13 protein-coding genes and 8 pseudogenes are annotated in these 16,161 nt (G+C 26.3%); 12 read left to right on the forward strand and 9 right to left on the reverse strand.

The genetic code is table 11. The features are described from left to right. Positions 1-84: 84 nt before the first annotated feature. From BRE_RS05500 to BRE_RS05510, 3 genes and pseudogenes are all read right to left on the reverse strand, one after another. Positions 85-400: pseudogene (locus BRE_RS05500) on the reverse strand (variable large family protein); the annotation flags it as partial. A 449-nt stretch (positions 401-849) separates the two neighbouring features. After that, positions 850-1,386 carry a Bdr family repetitive protein gene (bdr, locus tag BRE_RS05505; RefSeq protein WP_012539718.1) on the reverse strand — a complete coding sequence of 179 codons (537 nt, stop codon included), beginning with the start codon at positions 1,384-1,386 and terminating at the stop codon, positions 850-852. Positions 1,387-1,828: 442 nt separating this feature from the next. Further along, a pseudogene (locus tag BRE_RS05510) lies at positions 1,829-2,542 on the reverse strand (RNA-guided endonuclease TnpB family protein). Between the two features lie 39 nt (positions 2,543-2,581). Here BRE_RS05510 and tnpA point away from each other — a divergent pair. From tnpA to BRE_RS05555, 9 genes and pseudogenes are all read left to right on the forward strand, one after another. Beyond that, positions 2,582-2,987 (forward strand): annotated as a pseudogene (gene tnpA / locus BRE_RS06115) (IS200/IS605 family transposase). A gap of 49 nt (positions 2,988-3,036) precedes the next feature. Then, the gene (locus BRE_RS05515) at positions 3,037-3,507 is read left to right on the forward strand and encodes a hypothetical protein (RefSeq protein WP_198004649.1); all 471 of its coding nucleotides are present in this window, start codon (positions 3,037-3,039) and stop codon (positions 3,505-3,507) included. A 690-nt stretch (positions 3,508-4,197) separates the two neighbouring features. Next, entirely contained in the window at positions 4,198-4,662 is a 465-nt protein-coding gene (locus BRE_RS05525; protein WP_156768718.1) for a hypothetical protein, read from the forward strand. A gap of 289 nt (positions 4,663-4,951) precedes the next feature. Then, the gene (locus BRE_RS05530) at positions 4,952-5,638 is read left to right on the forward strand and encodes a plasmid maintenance protein (protein ID WP_012539720.1); all 687 of its coding nucleotides are present in this window, start codon (positions 4,952-4,954) and stop codon (positions 5,636-5,638) included. Between the two features lie 3 nt (positions 5,639-5,641). Next, the gene (locus BRE_RS05535) at positions 5,642-6,217 is read left to right on the forward strand and encodes a DUF226 domain-containing protein (RefSeq protein ID WP_012539721.1); all 576 of its coding nucleotides are present in this window, start codon (positions 5,642-5,644) and stop codon (positions 6,215-6,217) included. After that, positions 6,193-6,945, forward strand: coding sequence for a ParA family protein (locus tag BRE_RS05540; protein ID WP_012539722.1), 753 nt, complete (start codon positions 6,193-6,195; stop codon positions 6,943-6,945). Before BRE_RS05535 ends, BRE_RS05540 begins: the two co-directional genes overlap by 25 nt. Before the next feature lie 39 nt (positions 6,946-6,984). Beyond that, on the forward strand, positions 6,985-7,557 hold the full coding sequence (locus tag BRE_RS05545) for a chromosome replication/partitioning protein (RefSeq protein ID WP_012539723.1): 573 nt from the start codon (positions 6,985-6,987) through the stop codon (positions 7,555-7,557). A 703-nt stretch (positions 7,558-8,260) separates the two neighbouring features. Continuing rightward, complete coding sequence (locus tag BRE_RS05550; protein ID WP_012539724.1) at positions 8,261-8,842, forward strand: Vsp/OspC family lipoprotein; 582 nt, start codon at positions 8,261-8,263, stop codon at positions 8,840-8,842. A gap of 270 nt (positions 8,843-9,112) precedes the next feature. Beyond that, a pseudogene (locus BRE_RS05555) lies at positions 9,113-9,407 on the forward strand (variable large family protein); the annotation flags it as partial. A 101-nt stretch (positions 9,408-9,508) separates the two neighbouring features. Here BRE_RS05555 and BRE_RS05560 read toward each other — a convergent pair. From BRE_RS05560 to BRE_RS05575, 4 genes and pseudogenes are all read right to left on the reverse strand, one after another. Then, positions 9,509-10,130: pseudogene (locus tag BRE_RS05560) on the reverse strand (variable large family protein); the annotation flags it as partial. A 389-nt stretch (positions 10,131-10,519) separates the two neighbouring features. After that, a complete protein-coding gene (gene bdr / locus BRE_RS05565; protein WP_041177921.1) occupies positions 10,520-10,972 on the reverse strand; it encodes a Bdr family repetitive protein in 453 nt (150 codons plus the stop codon). A gap of 41 nt (positions 10,973-11,013) precedes the next feature. Further along, positions 11,014-12,367 (reverse strand): annotated as a pseudogene (locus BRE_RS06875) (PBSX family phage terminase large subunit). A 4-nt stretch (positions 12,368-12,371) separates the two neighbouring features. Then, positions 12,372-12,911 (reverse strand): DUF603 domain-containing protein, encoded by a 540-nt coding sequence (locus tag BRE_RS05575; RefSeq protein ID WP_012539725.1) that lies wholly within the window; start codon positions 12,909-12,911, stop codon positions 12,372-12,374. Positions 12,912-13,161: 250 nt separating this feature from the next. Between BRE_RS05575 and BRE_RS06715 the strand changes: the two genes are divergently transcribed. The 3 genes and pseudogenes from BRE_RS06715 to BRE_RS05890 all read left to right on the forward strand — a co-directional run bounded on the left by BRE_RS06715 (position 13,162) and on the right by BRE_RS05890 (position 14,541). Continuing rightward, the gene (locus tag BRE_RS06715; RefSeq protein WP_041178259.1) at positions 13,162-13,422 is read left to right on the forward strand and encodes a hypothetical protein; all 261 of its coding nucleotides are present in this window, start codon (positions 13,162-13,164) and stop codon (positions 13,420-13,422) included. A gap of 30 nt (positions 13,423-13,452) precedes the next feature. Further along, a pseudogene (locus tag BRE_RS06720) lies at positions 13,453-13,728 on the forward strand (Mlp family lipoprotein); the annotation flags it as partial. Between the two features lie 576 nt (positions 13,729-14,304). Further along, a complete protein-coding gene (locus BRE_RS05890; RefSeq protein WP_049752040.1) occupies positions 14,305-14,541 on the forward strand; it encodes a hypothetical protein in 237 nt (78 codons plus the stop codon). On the opposite strand, the pseudogene BRE_RS06880 reads toward BRE_RS05890, so the two are convergent. Further along, positions 14,522-15,145 (reverse strand): annotated as a pseudogene (locus BRE_RS06880) (ERF family protein). The gene BRE_RS05890 and the pseudogene BRE_RS06880 overlap by 20 nt on opposite strands. A 442-nt stretch (positions 15,146-15,587) precedes the next feature. Continuing rightward, positions 15,588-16,121: a chromosome replication/partitioning protein gene (locus BRE_RS05595; protein ID WP_012539726.1), complete on the reverse strand. Its 534-nt coding sequence runs from the start codon at positions 16,119-16,121 to the stop codon at positions 15,588-15,590. Between the last annotated feature and the right edge of the window lie 40 nt (positions 16,122-16,161).

Below are 16,161 nucleotides of genomic sequence, written 5' to 3' on the forward strand. Positions count from 1 at the left end.
TTGGCTTTCTTCGTGGTTGTCACCAAGTCGGTAAAAAGTAGCAATTGGCAACCTTCGTGGGCCGTAAAAACAGGTTCTGCCCTTTAAATCCGCATAGGAGGGGAAGCTTTTTTTTGATACTCCACCAATGTACCCTAGGGTTCTTAAACCATTTCGAATAGTCTAAAAAGGTTCCCCCACTTTACTTCTCTTATCTGTGGAGTTAACGGCATTAAGCCCTGAGTTTCCTCCAGCCATATGGCCAAAAGAAGTAAAAACATTCAGAAAATTCATTCCTTAAACCAATAATAGACTTCAAAAATTTACTCTGAGAACTCTCTCCCTCTCCTTCCTTTATTCCTCCTCCACTATTACATCCCACCACTATCATCATCATCAATATTATTCCCTTAATCCTCATTCTATTCCCTATATTATTCACTCTATTTATATCTCCTCTCTCTCACTCTCTCTATTTCTCTCATACCTTTTTTTTCTTCTCTCTTCATTTTCTTCGCCTCCTTATTTTTATTTTTTCTAGCTTATCTTTAAAAGCAAAAAACAAATAAATGAGGATTTAATAACATACACAATACTGCAAATAAAAAAAGAGAGCTCTCTTGCTCTCCCTTTGCCAAAATTCTTACATAATAACTTAACTATATTTCAATATATACTAATTCACCTATTAATTAGATTGATTTTAGAATTGTGTCTCATTTTACCTCCAACCTATCAACCTTATTTAACCTTATTCAATATAAAATAAATAATTATTGATAAATTATTTATTTTTGCTAAAAAATAGCAAAAATTATAAAAAATTTGCAAAAAAATTAAACTTATTCTTTATATAGAAGAAATATTTATTTATTTAAATATCAGCGTTAATAAAATTCCTACAGTTATGGTAATAATAGTCCCAAACATCCAATTATGTAATTTTAATTTACTATTAAGTTCCATTTTGTTAATCTCAATTTTAGTATCAAGCTCATTAAATTTAGTATCAATCTTAATATTGAAGTTATTTTCAATGGTATTCATCTTATTATCAAGTTCTTTAATAGTAGACTTTAAATCATGTTTTACAGTATCAATTTTCTTATCAAGATCTCTAATATCTGATCTCAATTCACTTCTTACGTTGTCTATCTTATTATCAACCTCATTGAATTTATTATCTATTCTACTAATAAGTTCTTCTTTTATGTCAAAAATTTTTTCTTCTAAATGTTTTAATTTTATGTCAAAATTTTCTTTAAGATACTCAAGATCTTTAATAGTAAGCTCATTTTTATAGTATCTATAAGATAAATCATCAGCAATTTCTCTATTAATACCCACCTTTACAAGCTCATTTAATACCATTTGTCTGGTTACTACTGGTTGCATCATGTACTCCATGAAAATCTCCTTATATAATTATTATAGTATTTTGAGGATTTATTGTTAAGTAAAATAAGTGAAATTTAGTTGATGTTGAAAACACAAAGATATTAGAAAAGATTTGTCTTTCTATTTTGTGAGTACATGTATTAATCAAAGTAAGCATAAACTTTTATTTATCCTTTACGATATAAAATATATACCTCATCTGATAAATAATTCCTTTACTTCACACTATGACATTACTGATATTACATCTTTACTAATTGTATATATATCCAAAAACTTCATAATATAATTATCATCTTTTAAATAAAGACACAACAAACATAAGTGATTCGTAGTGAACTGCTATTTCTAAATCAAAGATTATAGAAATAGCTTCTTGTTTCATCCCATGATAGCTTTTTAGGTTCTATAAGAACGATCATCCACGAGAGCATGGTCCACAAGCTTTACTTCAGGCAGTTCCTGCCTTAGTTTTTATTTCCTTATAATAATAAGCCTTAAGATTTAGAGCTGCATTTATATCTCTATCGTGCAAAGTGTTACAACTCCTACAACTCCACCTAATATCACTTAATTTTAGAGTTGTATTTTTAATACCGCAATTGTTGCATAGCTTGCTTGATGGAAAATATCTATCAACTTTATGTAAATAGGCTCCCGCACCACTCTGATTTATATGATAATTGTCTTACAAACTCATGCCATCCCAAATCATTAACACTTTTGCCAAACATTCCTTTTTGCATACTTTTAATTGATAGGCTTTCTATTACTATATTTTTACAATTAGCTACAAAATAATAAGATAATTTATGTAAAAAATCTTTTCTTTGATTTGAAATTTTCCTATGCAACTTGGCAACTCTTAATCTAGATTTAGCTTTATTCCTTTTTTAAGTTCTCTAAAAAAATTACTATACGCAAAATTTAAATCAATCCATGCGCTACAAAGAGCTAAACTATCAACTTCCGTTAAAAATGGAAATTCATTTTTATAATTACTTGGATTAACGCTAATACTTTTCTTATTCTTTTCATAATAGCCTTTCTTATCACTTAACATTTTGTTATACAAAAATCTTACGCATCCAAATACTTTTGAAAAGTATTTCTTTTGATTAGTGTTAGGATATATTCTGTACTTATAAGCTTTATTAGCACTCATATGTTTTATTATTTTATAATATTTTATACTTAAGTGTATATGTCACACAAGCTAACTTTTAATAATCACTGCGTATATTCTATTAATTATCACCTAGTATTAGTTACTAAATATAGGCATAAATGCCGAGCTTTCATCTTTTCTTTACCAAATAATACTTAATATATGTTCTTTATGGAAAATAACCCTTAATGAATTCAACCATGATAAGGATCATATTCATTTATTACTAGAATTTACCCCCAATATTCAACCTTCTAAATTTATCAATAATCTAAAAACAGTATCTTCAAGGCTTATAAGGAAAAAATATTCTACTCATTTAGATAAATATTATTGGAAACCTTATTTTTGGTCTAGAAGTTATTGTCTTATTTCTACTGGAGGAGCCTCTATTGATATCATCAAAAAATATATTCAAAATCAAAATAAATCCATTTATTAACAAATTCATCTCCACCTATAATTTCTATGAAATTTAGGCGGAGATGAATTTGTTAATATTTGTTAAAATAACAACACTCAGAACATTGAGACAAGATTTATGCTTTTTATGTAAAAATGACATTATTGAAAAAACACTAATCAGATTGGGAAAAGGAAATAGTTCTTACATAAGATATACTGTTAACAAATATAGCAATAACAACTTGAACCGTTTATTAGAAAGTAAAGAATCTATAGTTGAACATGATGCTAATGCAATATATAAATTCACAAAGAAAACACAAAAAAAATATTTACAAAACAAAAAAGTTAAAATTTATAAACCTAAAAATGCAACTAAAAATGTCAGTCATATTATAAATAATAAAAAAGAAATAAAAGATAAAGGAAAAAATGATATTATCTTTAAAATAAGCAAAGTTGCAAAAGGAAAAACAATGAAATATTTAGATAAAATAGAAGAAAATAAAAATAAAAAAAGATATGAAGAGAGTATTTTTAGGGTAAAAATTGGTTGAAGCAGTCAAAGCTTGCAGAATTTACAAATAGGGGTTATTATAATCAGAGCAATAAAGAGGAATAAAGTATTAGTCATAAAAAAATTGATAGGCATTATCCCTAAGAGGGATGATATAAAGAAAACAATTTTTTATAGAAAAGATTTTTGTTTGGATAATAATTATTATCAAGCATATAAAAAGGCTCTAAATAATCTTTTGAAAAAGTAACAAAGACAAGTTGTTCAGTTGCAAACAAAAGAAGTATTAATGCCATAAATAATAAAAATACTTAGAAAATCTTCATAAAAAATATAAACAGAGGTTGCAAAAAGGAATTTAATGTAGTAATATATACATTACATAATGTGGTTATTTGTGGTAACTACCTATAATGAACTGTTTGGTTGAGAACCTTTTAGTAGGTTATATTAATGTCCCTGGCTTAGGGTTATTAATAAAATCTACTATTTTGTAGTTATTTCATATTTATATCAATTTTCGCTAGTAGTTAAAGTATATAAAGCGATTTGCTTTTTTGATTGTGATGTGATTTGTATACAATACATCTTAGTTAACCTACCTTACTCGTTATTTCTTTTCCAAAATAAATTTTTAGCTTTAAATATATATTATTTTCTTGTATTTTTTCAATTATTTTAACTTTTGTTATATATTTTATTTAAAATTAACTTTAAAAGAGGTTTATTTATGAAAAATGCTTTCATTTTCTTGTATATTTCGTGTATTTTATTTAATAGTTGTTGGCATAATCCTAATGCGATCAATAATTACCCTAAAGATATTCAGATGAGGGAAGAATCTGTAAAAAAACAAATAACAAAAGATCAAAGCTTATTTTTAGATTTAGTAAGAGATTCTTTAGGTACTAAAAAAGCAGATGTATATGGTAAAATTCTAGCTTTAGATATATCAAAAATTAAACCTGTGCTTGATAATATGCAATCAAACCTTAAAAAATGTGGTGGTAATTATAATGATAACCTTGTAAAACTCAAAAAAAAGTTCAAAGAATCTTTGAAAGATATTACAACTAATGATATTGATACTTCAGACAATGATATTTCAAGTAATACATCTTCAGACAATTCTAATGGTAATAATATTTTTAGTGACAATATATTTGAAGGTTTATGTGATGCACTTAAGAATTAAGTAATAATTTAATTTACATTAGTTTCTAATTTCTTAATATTTAGGTTTTGCTGTTTATTTAGGCTAAAAATATTGTTTTTAGTATAAGTAGAGTATAATTTAGTGAAATCTTATTTTTATTTTTGAATTTTATTAAGAATCTCTAATTAGAGATTCTTAATTTTTTGATGCTGCTTAACTTTATTCAGGTTGCAAATATTTGTTAATTGAAATAATTTTAATATTGTTTACATTTAAAAAAATATTATGTATAATTTAGAAAAAATGAGTTCGCAGTAGGAGAAACCAGATGACCAAACAAAAATTAGAACTTAATACACAACCATTAAAACAATATCACACTAGATACTATAAAATATTATCAATACTTAAATACTTTCAAAGAAATGCTATTAATTACAACCAAACAAAAATATTAAATACATTAAATTTTTTCCTTAAAAAGGATGATATTAAAATAACAACACTCAGAACATTGAGACAAGATTTATGCTTTTTATGTAAAAATGGCATTATTGAAAAAACACTAATCAGATTGGGAAAAAGTAATGGTTCTTATATAAGATATACTGTTAATAAATATAGCAATAACAACTTGAACCGTTTATTAGAAAGTAAAGAATCTATAGTTGAACATGATGCTAATGCAATATATAAATTCACAAAGAAAACACAAAAAAAATATTTACAAAACAAAAAAGTTAAAATTTATAAACCTAAAAATGCAACTAAAAATGTCAGTCATATTATAAATAATAAAAAAGAAATAAAAGATAAAGAAAAAAATGATATTATCTTTAAAATAAGCAAAGTTACAAAAGGAAAAACAATGAAATATTTAGATAAAATAGAAGAAAATAAAAATAAAAAAAGATATGAAGAGAGTATTTTTAGGGTAAAAAATTGGTTGAAGCAGTTAAAGCTTGCAGAATTTGCAAATAGGGGTTATTATAATCAGAGCAATAAAGAGGAATAAAGTATGCAATGCCCTTTAGAACGTTTAAGATCAAAAAGAATAAAAATTGAACCAACAAATAAAAATAAAAAAAACGATACTTTTATTAAAATAGAGAAAATAAATAATAGAACAATGTATCATACCAAAATTACCAAAGACTTTTACGTCTTTGGTGAAAATAAAAAACAAAAAAATAAATTTTTGATATGTATGAGAGATATTTTTAAGTCTGAAAGAATAAATGCATTCAATTTATTTTCGATAAAAGGAGATGACAGATTTTTAGGAATGTATTATGGATACAAAGATTTGGAAAAACCAATAATCATAAATTATAAAAATGATGCAGTCGGAACCAATCAGTCTATAAAAATGTTTAAAGTTTGTTATGTAGAATTTAGATTTAAACATGGAAGTGTATTTTGTTATATAAAATGTATGAAAAATTTATTAAAAAAAGAAAAAAAAAATCAAAAATACTGTGAAATTTTGTTTAGTCATTTGATAGATCTGGAAAAAAAAGTGTATGAATTTTATGACAAAACATTACCAAAGGGGGGAATTGTAGTAAAGTGGATAGAAAAAAACCAGAAATAATTACTATTGCAAGTATTAAGGGTGGTGTTGGGAAAAGTACAAGTGCTTTGTTTTTTTGCAACATATTATCCTCTAAGGAGCAAAGAGTTTTATTGATTGATAGCGATCCTCAAGCCAGTGTTACTAGTTATTTTTTATTGCAATTGCAAGACCAAAATGTGGATATTGAAAAATATAATCTTTATGAAATTCTTAAGCAGAGAAAATATATAGAAAATTGTATTTTTAGTATGAATGAATTTATAGATATAATTCCAAGTTCATTAGAGTTGTCCTCTTTTAATTCGGAAAGTATTCCTTTGCAAGATAATCTATTAGAAAAGAGACTTCTATCAATTAAATTGAAGTATGATTATATAATAATAGACACAAACCCTAGTTTAGGGCATCTTTTAAATAATGCTTTGATTATTGCTGATTACTTGGTTATTCCTATTAATTCTGATTTATGGGCAGTTGAAAGCATAGATTTAATAACAGATGCTATAAAAAAAGTTTATAGGGAAGATCTTGAGCCTAACTTTTTAGTAACAGGTGCTTTAGAGAGACAGAGTATAGATAAGGAAATAATATCAGAATTAGAAATTCGTTATAGAGAAAAATTGATAGGCATTATTCCTAAGAGGGATGATATAAAGAAAACAATTTTTTATAGAAAAGATTTTTGTTTGGATAATGATTATTATCAAGCATATAAAAAGGCTCTAAATAATCTTTTGAAAAAGTAACAAAGACAAGTTGTCCAGTTATAGACAAAAGGAGTATTAATGGGTATTAAAAATAAAAATAAGATGATCATTGGGAGAAGAGTTAAAGTAAATGAAGATAATTTGTTTGTAAAATTGCCCGAAGATAGTCGTAAGGAAGAGTATTTGAGATTAAAAGACCGGCTCAAGTCTTTGGTAGTAGATGATATTTATAATAAGATAGAGACAGCAAAAGTATTAAGTTTGATAAATGAAAAGAAATTATATATATTTGATGGTTATAAAAGTTTTTATGGATTTTTAGCTGACTTTAAGATAGCCAAGTCTCAAGCATATAAATATATTAAAATAGTATCAGGTATGGCGCAGGGTATTATTGATTATGATTTTATAATCAATAATGGGATTGAAAATACGATAAAAAAATTGGGAATCAAGAATATTGTAAAAAAATCGAAGCATAATTTGACAAAACAATTGTGTTTTCAGTTTAAAAGTCAAGATAGTTATGATTTTTATAAGAGAGACACTAAATTTATGTGTTTTGTGTTAGATGAACTTTTTATAAATAATAAAGAATATTTAGAAAATCTTCATAAAAAATATGAACACAAGTTACAAAAAGGAATTTAATATAGTTTGTATAGTGACAGCAAGTAATGAGTATTTAGATTACTTGAAATGTGATTAAAAAGGAAATACTAGCATTTTATATATAAGATATTCTTTGATTTAAGAATTGTATTGTTAGTTGTACTTGTAGTGTCATATGAATTTTATATGTTTGAAAAATTTGGTAGTTTTTAATTTTTTATTTTCAGATATAAAAAATGCAAGGAGGGGTATAGCCTATATGTAAAGTCTGTATAAATTTATGGAGATTACGGCAATGTCATGAAATTTATATTTTTGGTTATAAAATAGGTTGTTAATTTATTAATCTGAAAATTGTTATGATAAGTATTTAGTGATATTGAAGGTGAAGGTGTGCATTATAATTCTTGATAAACTTTTGTTAAATGATACAGAAGTTTGTCATCATTAGATGATGTTCAAGATGTATAATCATTGATAGTTTTGATATGTGCTTTTGCCAAATTGTTAATAGCATTTTAAATGTATGAAGAAATATTTTTTCAATTTTCAATAAAGATCCCGTTTTAAAAATGAAGATATATTTGTCATGTAAATTTTTGAAACCGATGAAATTAAGAGAGTTTTTGATAGTTCTTTCGTCATAATCTTCCATTTTACAAAGGTTGTTAATAAGGCACATATTCCGATGTTTAAAAGTTTGTCTTGATTTTTAGGGTCTAAAATTTTTCAGATATAACAGATGGGATGTAATAGTGGAGGAGGAATAAAGGAAGGAGAGGAAGAGAAAGCAAGGAAGGGAGATGGGAGTGTAATAGATTTAAAGGTAGTAGGGGAGAAGATAAAGAGTGCGGTGGAGTTTGCAGGGAAAGTAAAGGAAGTTCATACTTTAGTTAAGTCGGTTGATGAGTTAGCTAAAGCTATAGGAAAGAAAGTTGAGGGTGCGGGTAATCTTAGTGATGATGGTGGTCAGAATGGTTCTTTGATTTCAGCAGCGTATAGTATAATATCGTCTGTAAGCACTAAATTAGACGCATTAGAACAACAAGCTGAAGTTTCTACTGAGTTAAAGGCAAAAATTACTATTGTTAAAACTGCAAGTAAAAAGTTTACAGATACAGTAAAAGGAGCAAGTGCTGATCTTGGTAAAAAAGATGCTTCTGATGAGAATGCAAAAAAAGCTTTACTTAAAAGTGATGCTGTTGGAGATAAAGGAGCCAAAGATCTTGTTGCTTTAAACACCGCAATTGATGAGTTGTTAAAGAATGCTGAAGTAGCAGTAGCCTCTGCAATTAAGGAGCTTACAATTTCTTCTAATAATTAATATTTAATTAACAAGGTAAGTATTGGAAAAATAAAGCTAATAGCACTATGCTATTAGCTTTTGTTAGTATTTAGAGAATAAATTGTTTTAATGGTTAAATTAAAATGTTGTTGAATTTAAATATTTATATTAAGAGTATTTTATTTTATAAATTAACGTTTATAAATATGTGTTCAAGGGAAAAGCAAAACAAAAAAGGTAAAAATAGTAATGTGACGACTTTATATAATAGTATCTTGTGGTAATGTGGGAGAAGAGTTTAAGGTGAAGTTTTCGAGTGAGATTGTTAATTTAGGGAAATAATTTTGGACGTTTTTGTTACTCTATGGTTGCCGAGACATTAGGAATCAAAGCAGATACAAAGAAGGAAGAGATAAGGAAGTATTTTAGTAAGATTGAGAATACAGTGAAGATAGTGAAAGGGAAATTAAGTAAGATTTTGGAAGAACATGGGCATTATGGAAAAGTAAAAGAGAGGGTAGAGGAATTTATTGGGAAGATAGGTAAGATTGAGTTAGTAGCAAAAATAGCGGCTAGTGGGGCTAATGGTGCTGGTGCAATAGGGGTGCTATTAAGAATGAGTTTGCAGAGAGGCTGCAGATTTAACAAGTGTTAATTCTATTGTTAAGGTAGCTGCAGCAGCGTCTCCACTAAAAGTACAGCAGGCGCAGTATTAGCACCAGCAGCCACTTCACCACCAGCAGTTCCAGCATCAATTTTTACACCAGACTTTTCAGCAATATCAATCATATCTCTAACTTCCGCAATAACAACTTTAATGTTAGCCTCTCCAGCAGGTACTGCAGCACCAGCAGCATTATCACCAATATCAGTATTACCTTCTTTAGTTACCCCAACAAGCTTAGTTACAGAATCAATTAACTTTGAAATCACTGCGCTAGAACTTTGAATAACAGCTTCAACTCCTTTAGTATCAGCATTAGGAACAGCAACTATTTCTTTCTCTAACTCAGCTAATTTATCCTTAGTATTCTTCAATCCATCTCCAATAGTCTTAAAATGTTCTCCTACTTTGCTTCTATTATCGTCAGATTTAACAGCATTAAACCCTAATACATCCCCTATTGCACTCCCAAACCCAGCAAAAATCTCCTGAAAACCTTCTCCGATCGCAACTAATGACTCTAAAAAACTATTCTTCTTTGCTAAGTCTACCTTCCCCTCTCCTCCTCCTAACTCCCCCACTATTACATCCCATCATCATCACTATCATCACCATCATTATTACTACTCTTACTTTCCCCTCTACTTCTTTCTCTTTCTTCATTCTTCTAGCCTCCTTATTTATTTTTTTTAGCTTTTTTATAGCTTTTCTTAGAAAACAAACAAAAAAGTCAATAAATGATGATTTATATGAATATTATTCATACAACATACACAATACTGCAAATAAAAAAGAAAGCTTCATTGCTCCCTTTTCAGCGTCCTTATCCAATAATTTTAACTATATTCAATATAACTTAAATTCAACTATTAATTAGATTGATTTTAGAATTGTGTCTAATTTTACCTCTAACCTATCAACCTTATTTAACCTTATTCAATATACAATAAATAATTATAGATAAATTATTTATTTTTGCTAAAAAAAAGCAAAAACTATAAAAAATTTGCAAAAAAAATTAAACTTATTCTTTAGATAGAAGAAACATTTACTTATTTAAATATCAGCGTTAATAAAATTCCTATAGTTAAAGTAATAATGGTTCCAAACATCCAAGCATGTAATTTAAATGTTCCTTTAACCTCTGATGCAAATTTATCTATCTTAGTATCAAGTTCTATTTTATTCAGTTCCATATCTTTTCTTACAAGAGAAATCTCTGATTTTAAGTTACTTTCAACAGTATTTATCTTATTATCAAGTTCAGTGAACTTACTATCCATTCTATTAATAAGTTCTTCTTTCGTGTCAAAAATTTTTTCTTCTAAATGTTTTAATTTGATGTCAAAGTTTTCTTTTAAATACTGAAGATCTTTAGTAGTAAGTTCATTTTTATAGTATCTATAAGATAAATCGTCCGCAATATCTCTCTTAATACCAGCTTTTACAAGCTCATTTAATACCATCTGCCTAGTAATTACAGGTTCCATTTGCATATACTCCATAAAGAATCTCCTTATGTAATTATTATACAATAATTTATAAGCTAAATGAAAGTAAATTTAGTAAAATGTCGACTTCTATCACAATAATTTAAAGACATAATTAAATATGCTGCTAATAATGCATCAAGAGCATCATCATGAACTTTGACATATCCATTATATGAATAAATATCATTAAATACAAAACGACTACTATAATCTAATAAATGCATCTTGTTATAAGTAAATGGTGTTAATAAAGAAACAATCCTTGCGTGTTTATTTGTTTTGGGTCTTATTGGTGCAATTCTAAAGTAATTTTCCATATTATCTCGAAGTCTAACATATTCACGTGTCAAAGCCCCAGCTCCTTTAATATCATCTCTATCTTCAATATAAAGAGTATTAACATTAAATTCCCCATTATTACCTTTATTGTATTCATAATACATGGATCAACAGCTGGTTTTTGATCTTGAAATATAAATGCATAATACTTGTCCGACACCTTCTCTAAAACACAAAGAGCAGTATTATCACCACCATTACTATATGCAGGATCTAAATAAGATATAGGACTTTTAAATTCATAGTCTTCAATAATATTAATATTACTAAATATCGCATCATTATTTGCAACCCATTCTCCTCGTAGTACACCGGCTTTATATGTTGGCAAGTCTTTATAAATTTCTTCTTGAGTCTTTATAAATTCCTTTGAAATTGTCTCATTATCATACGTTGTAAAATTATATGTAGAATATATTGTGTTATTATCAATATAATCTATTTTAAAATAATTCTCTGGATGATCAGGATTAGTATCAAAAATAATAAATTCTGGATTCATTCTTAGTCTCTTAAGCGCTTCTTTTAATGTCTCTTTATAAAGAGTTGTTGCTTCATTAACATAAATATAACAGCAGAATTCGATCCTCTAAATCTTTCAAAGTCTCTTATTTTATCTCCACCATATAAATTAACCCTTAAAGAATTGATTCCAAAATATGACGTATTTGAATATTTGGGAACAAAAGGTATTTTAAGAATATTAGCAAGATTTTCAAACTGTTCTATAACATTAATTTCTAATGACTTCTGTAAGTTGCCTAATATAAAATTATTGGTACCTTTCCTATAAAGATGTCTATTTTTAAGTAAAGTTTTTAAAAATAAATAACAAGCCAAAAATGTTTTACCACTTGCAATTCCACCTGATAAAATAATTTTTTTTTGATTATTCTTTTCAATATCATTTAACACTTTACGTTGTTTTTTAGTCAATAACTTATTTTCAAATCTTTCAAAATCAACAACCACTGGTTTTGGTTTAATAAAAAACGCAATATCAATCCCAAATTCACGCTTATATTCCCTTTGCATATACTTAAAAATACTACTACTATATATATCCATTTACTTATCCTCCAAACTTAAATCTACTCTCATCTAAGTCTGCAATTTTGAGTTTCTTCATTGTTTCATAACATAACTTCATTGTTTTATCTTCTTTCTCACGTTTCAAATCTTTAAGCTTAATCTTCTTATCTTGAAGTTCTCTACTATTTCCTTTATTTTGAATCATTTTAATCTCTCTCTCCAATAGATTTATTTCTTCTATACAATCCTCAAGTTCTAATTCTAAATAATTATTAAATGCCTTCATAAACTTAAGTCCAAGTTGACTTTTCGTTATACTAAATTTACTTTTAAGCTCACGTGCTTTGGCATTGGTTTCAAGTACTCGATCTAAGATACTATTAAGAGTAGTTTTACAAATAGTTACTTTATTATCACTATAAAACTCTGTGGGATTATCTTTACTACTTTCCCATTTTTGTCTCATTTTACTTACATTAGCTCGTGTAACACAAAGCTCTTTCGCTATTTCAGCATCATTTAATCGACCTTCTTCAAAATACATGGCATAATCTTCATATGCTCTTTTTACTTTATTCATATCTCTTCAACCTTATAATTTAACAAAAATTAATTTTAGTTAACATAAACTTTATAACAAAACATTAAACTTTCCAAGTTTAAAAGGTTATTTTGAAAGTAATAGTGATAATTTAGAACAATTTAAAGATCAAGCATCAAGTAATTGTGAAATAGAAGAATAAAGATAAAATTAAAAACAAATCTTTTTTAAAAATCTCTATACAAACCAAAATAACTAATAGTATACTTAAAAACAAGGGGAATATTATATGTATAAATATCTAAAACAAATACTAATTTATAGTCTAATACTAATTTACTCTTGTACAGATAAAGTAAAAGAACCTACAAACACACAACAAGCGAATTACAATAAGAATTTTAATACCATTATTAATGGATTTAACAAATATATAGAAAAAGCAAGAGAAGACTTGAACAAACATGAAAAAGATAAAAGACAACTACAAAATTATGACGACTATAAAATAGCAATAGACAAATATGATAAATTTATTTCTTGGATTTAAGATAATCCCGACACAAAGAAAGAACTAGATACAGATTTTACTGAGGCTTATAATTGTCTAGAGCAAAGAAGAGCAGAAAATGCACCTGAAAAAACTTTAGATGAATATATACGTGATGCCATTGATTGCACAAATAATCCTTTATCATGTAAAGATACAAGGAAAAAATATGGAACTAAAAATAACCAGATATTTTTATTCTTTACATATAATTTCCATACACTATTTCACAGTAAAAAGACTCTCAAAGATATATTAGTCAAATTTAAAACACTTGATATTTCAGAAGTAAAAGATAAATTTTGATTTTATTGTAAGTAAGCAATAAATTAAAAGTTTATAAAAAGTGAAGGAAGTTAACTTTATGTTAACCTATGATAAAAAGTAGGTAAACAAAAGAAAGATAGAGGCAAGATATTATCATTGCACAAAGTAATAGGCTTAAAATGGAGTAGAAAACAAGCATATAGTAAAAAATAGGAATAAGTATCTTAGATATTTGTTCCAAAAATATTTCAAACTATATCTTCTACTAACTTAAACCAAACTACATGTCATTTTTAAAATACAAAGAAAGGACCAAAAAATTGACTAAACTTATAAGTATTTGTTAATATATTAATTAACCATTTAATAATTTTTAAAATTATTAGTTAATAAGTAAACTTAAAAATAAAAATACTAAACCCAAATCCATTCCTATAAGATTCTATCTGAATGAAAAGACAACAAAACTCGTAAAACGCTGCATCACAAAACTCAAAAATATAGATCCAATTTCTGGATGGTTCATATACATATTATCAGTAACTGATTGTAGAGAAGTAGAGATCAAAATGTCAAACCTATGATATATCACAAGAAAAAAGCAATAATGGTGAAATGTTTTATAGTTTACGTGTAAATGTTGCAAAGAAGCGAAGTAATATTTGCATCAGAGAAGTAGTAATTAGTGAAAATGAATATAAATCTATTATGAGAGTACATCATGATTATTTTATATCTAAAGGCAAAGACACAAAACGTACTTATCTATTTCAAAAAAGCAAAAATAAATTTAAAGATAATAGAATAAACATAAATAAAATTTCAAAACAATTTAAAGATTTTTTACTCTAATTTCTATTGATCTTGCTTTTGTTACATCTATAGATAGTTTGTCTGTACTACTATCTTCACTATTAGAAATATTATTTTCAATTTGTTCTTTATTGTTCTTTTGTTCAATATCTAAATTACTAGCATCAGTATCAACTTCATTTTCTATTGACAAATATGCAACTAGTGCATAAAGTTTAAAATAAGTTGCTGCAGACCCCACAAGCTGCGGCCATGTATTTTGACTTTTGACCCCAAGAAACTTCAATTCTTTTATATGTGTTGATGTATCAAATGAATGTTAATATCCACTTAAAGGACTATAAAACGTTATTGTAACAACATCTATTAAATTACAATCAATACTCTTTGTAGTTGGATACTGTACAAAATCAATATTTAGATCATATTCCTTAATAAAATTCTTAACTTTCCTTACTATTTCATTAAAATCTTGATATTTATATCCATATCCATCAAGATTTTTGTCTACACAATTCAAACCCATTCTCAACGTTTTAAGGTTATTTAAAAAATCTATTCTCTTTTGATTCATTGTTGTATTTTTATTATTAATTTTTGTTGTTTCCTGTATATTTGTTTTTGTAATATTCTTTGCATTCATTTATCACTCCTTAATTTCTAATATATAAAAATAATATAACAAAAACATAAGGAATAATAAAAATTGCAAAAAATATTCAAACATTAAAAGTTATAATATAAAAATTTAGAGCCTAATTAAACACTCTTTTTAGAATGCTTAATCAAGCTCTAAAAGCTAATTAAACGATAGCAATTAAGGTAGTATAAACGAAGAATACTACTAAAAAGTAGTGTATAATAAATTTAAAATAAAATCAACCCTTATTTTTCTATATATCTTTCAGTTTATGAAAAATTTACTTATCATAGACATTATAATCGATAATAGATATAATAATCATTATTAAGCAAAATAAAATTTATAGCTTCTTCACTAAAACCCTTTTTTAACAAATTCATAGCTTAAGTCTTCTATTCGATATGTCCTATATGATAAATCAGACATAAAAACTACCTATTAATTATCCCTTCAATTTTTCAAACTCATTCTGAAGTTCTTCAAGAAACTCCTTTCTATTTTCAAAAAGTTCATCCAATACAAAACTAGTAAATTTAGAATTCTCCTTATAAAAATCATAACTACCTTGACTTCTAAGTTGAAAACGAAGTGGTTTTATTGGATTTTGTCTTGATTTCTTTATTGTTTCACTACCATTAGTTTTTATCAACAAAAGAGTGTCATTAATGCCATTTTCCAATAAGTAATCTTCACTTACAACACCATCTTCCATAGCGACCGCTAATTTTAAATAATTATATATTTGACTCCTAGCTATTTTAAAATTTTTAGTAAATGCATCAAAAGTTTTAAATCCATCCATCTTGTAATAACCATTATCCTTTATTTCCTTTAAAATTTTCATACATTCTATTTTATAAACAATTTCTTTTTTAAATGAATTTACAAAATTTTCCTTTAATTTATTATAATATATTCTCAACTGTTCTTTACTATCAAACTTTTCTAAGACCCTATCATTTAACTGAATATTCACTTTACACCTCCTTTGTCCATTAAATGGATAATATATTTAT

This window comes from Borrelia recurrentis A1, assembly GCF_000019705.1.
GTDB classification, from domain to species: Bacteria; Spirochaetota; Spirochaetia; order Borreliales; family Borreliaceae; genus Borrelia; species Borrelia duttonii.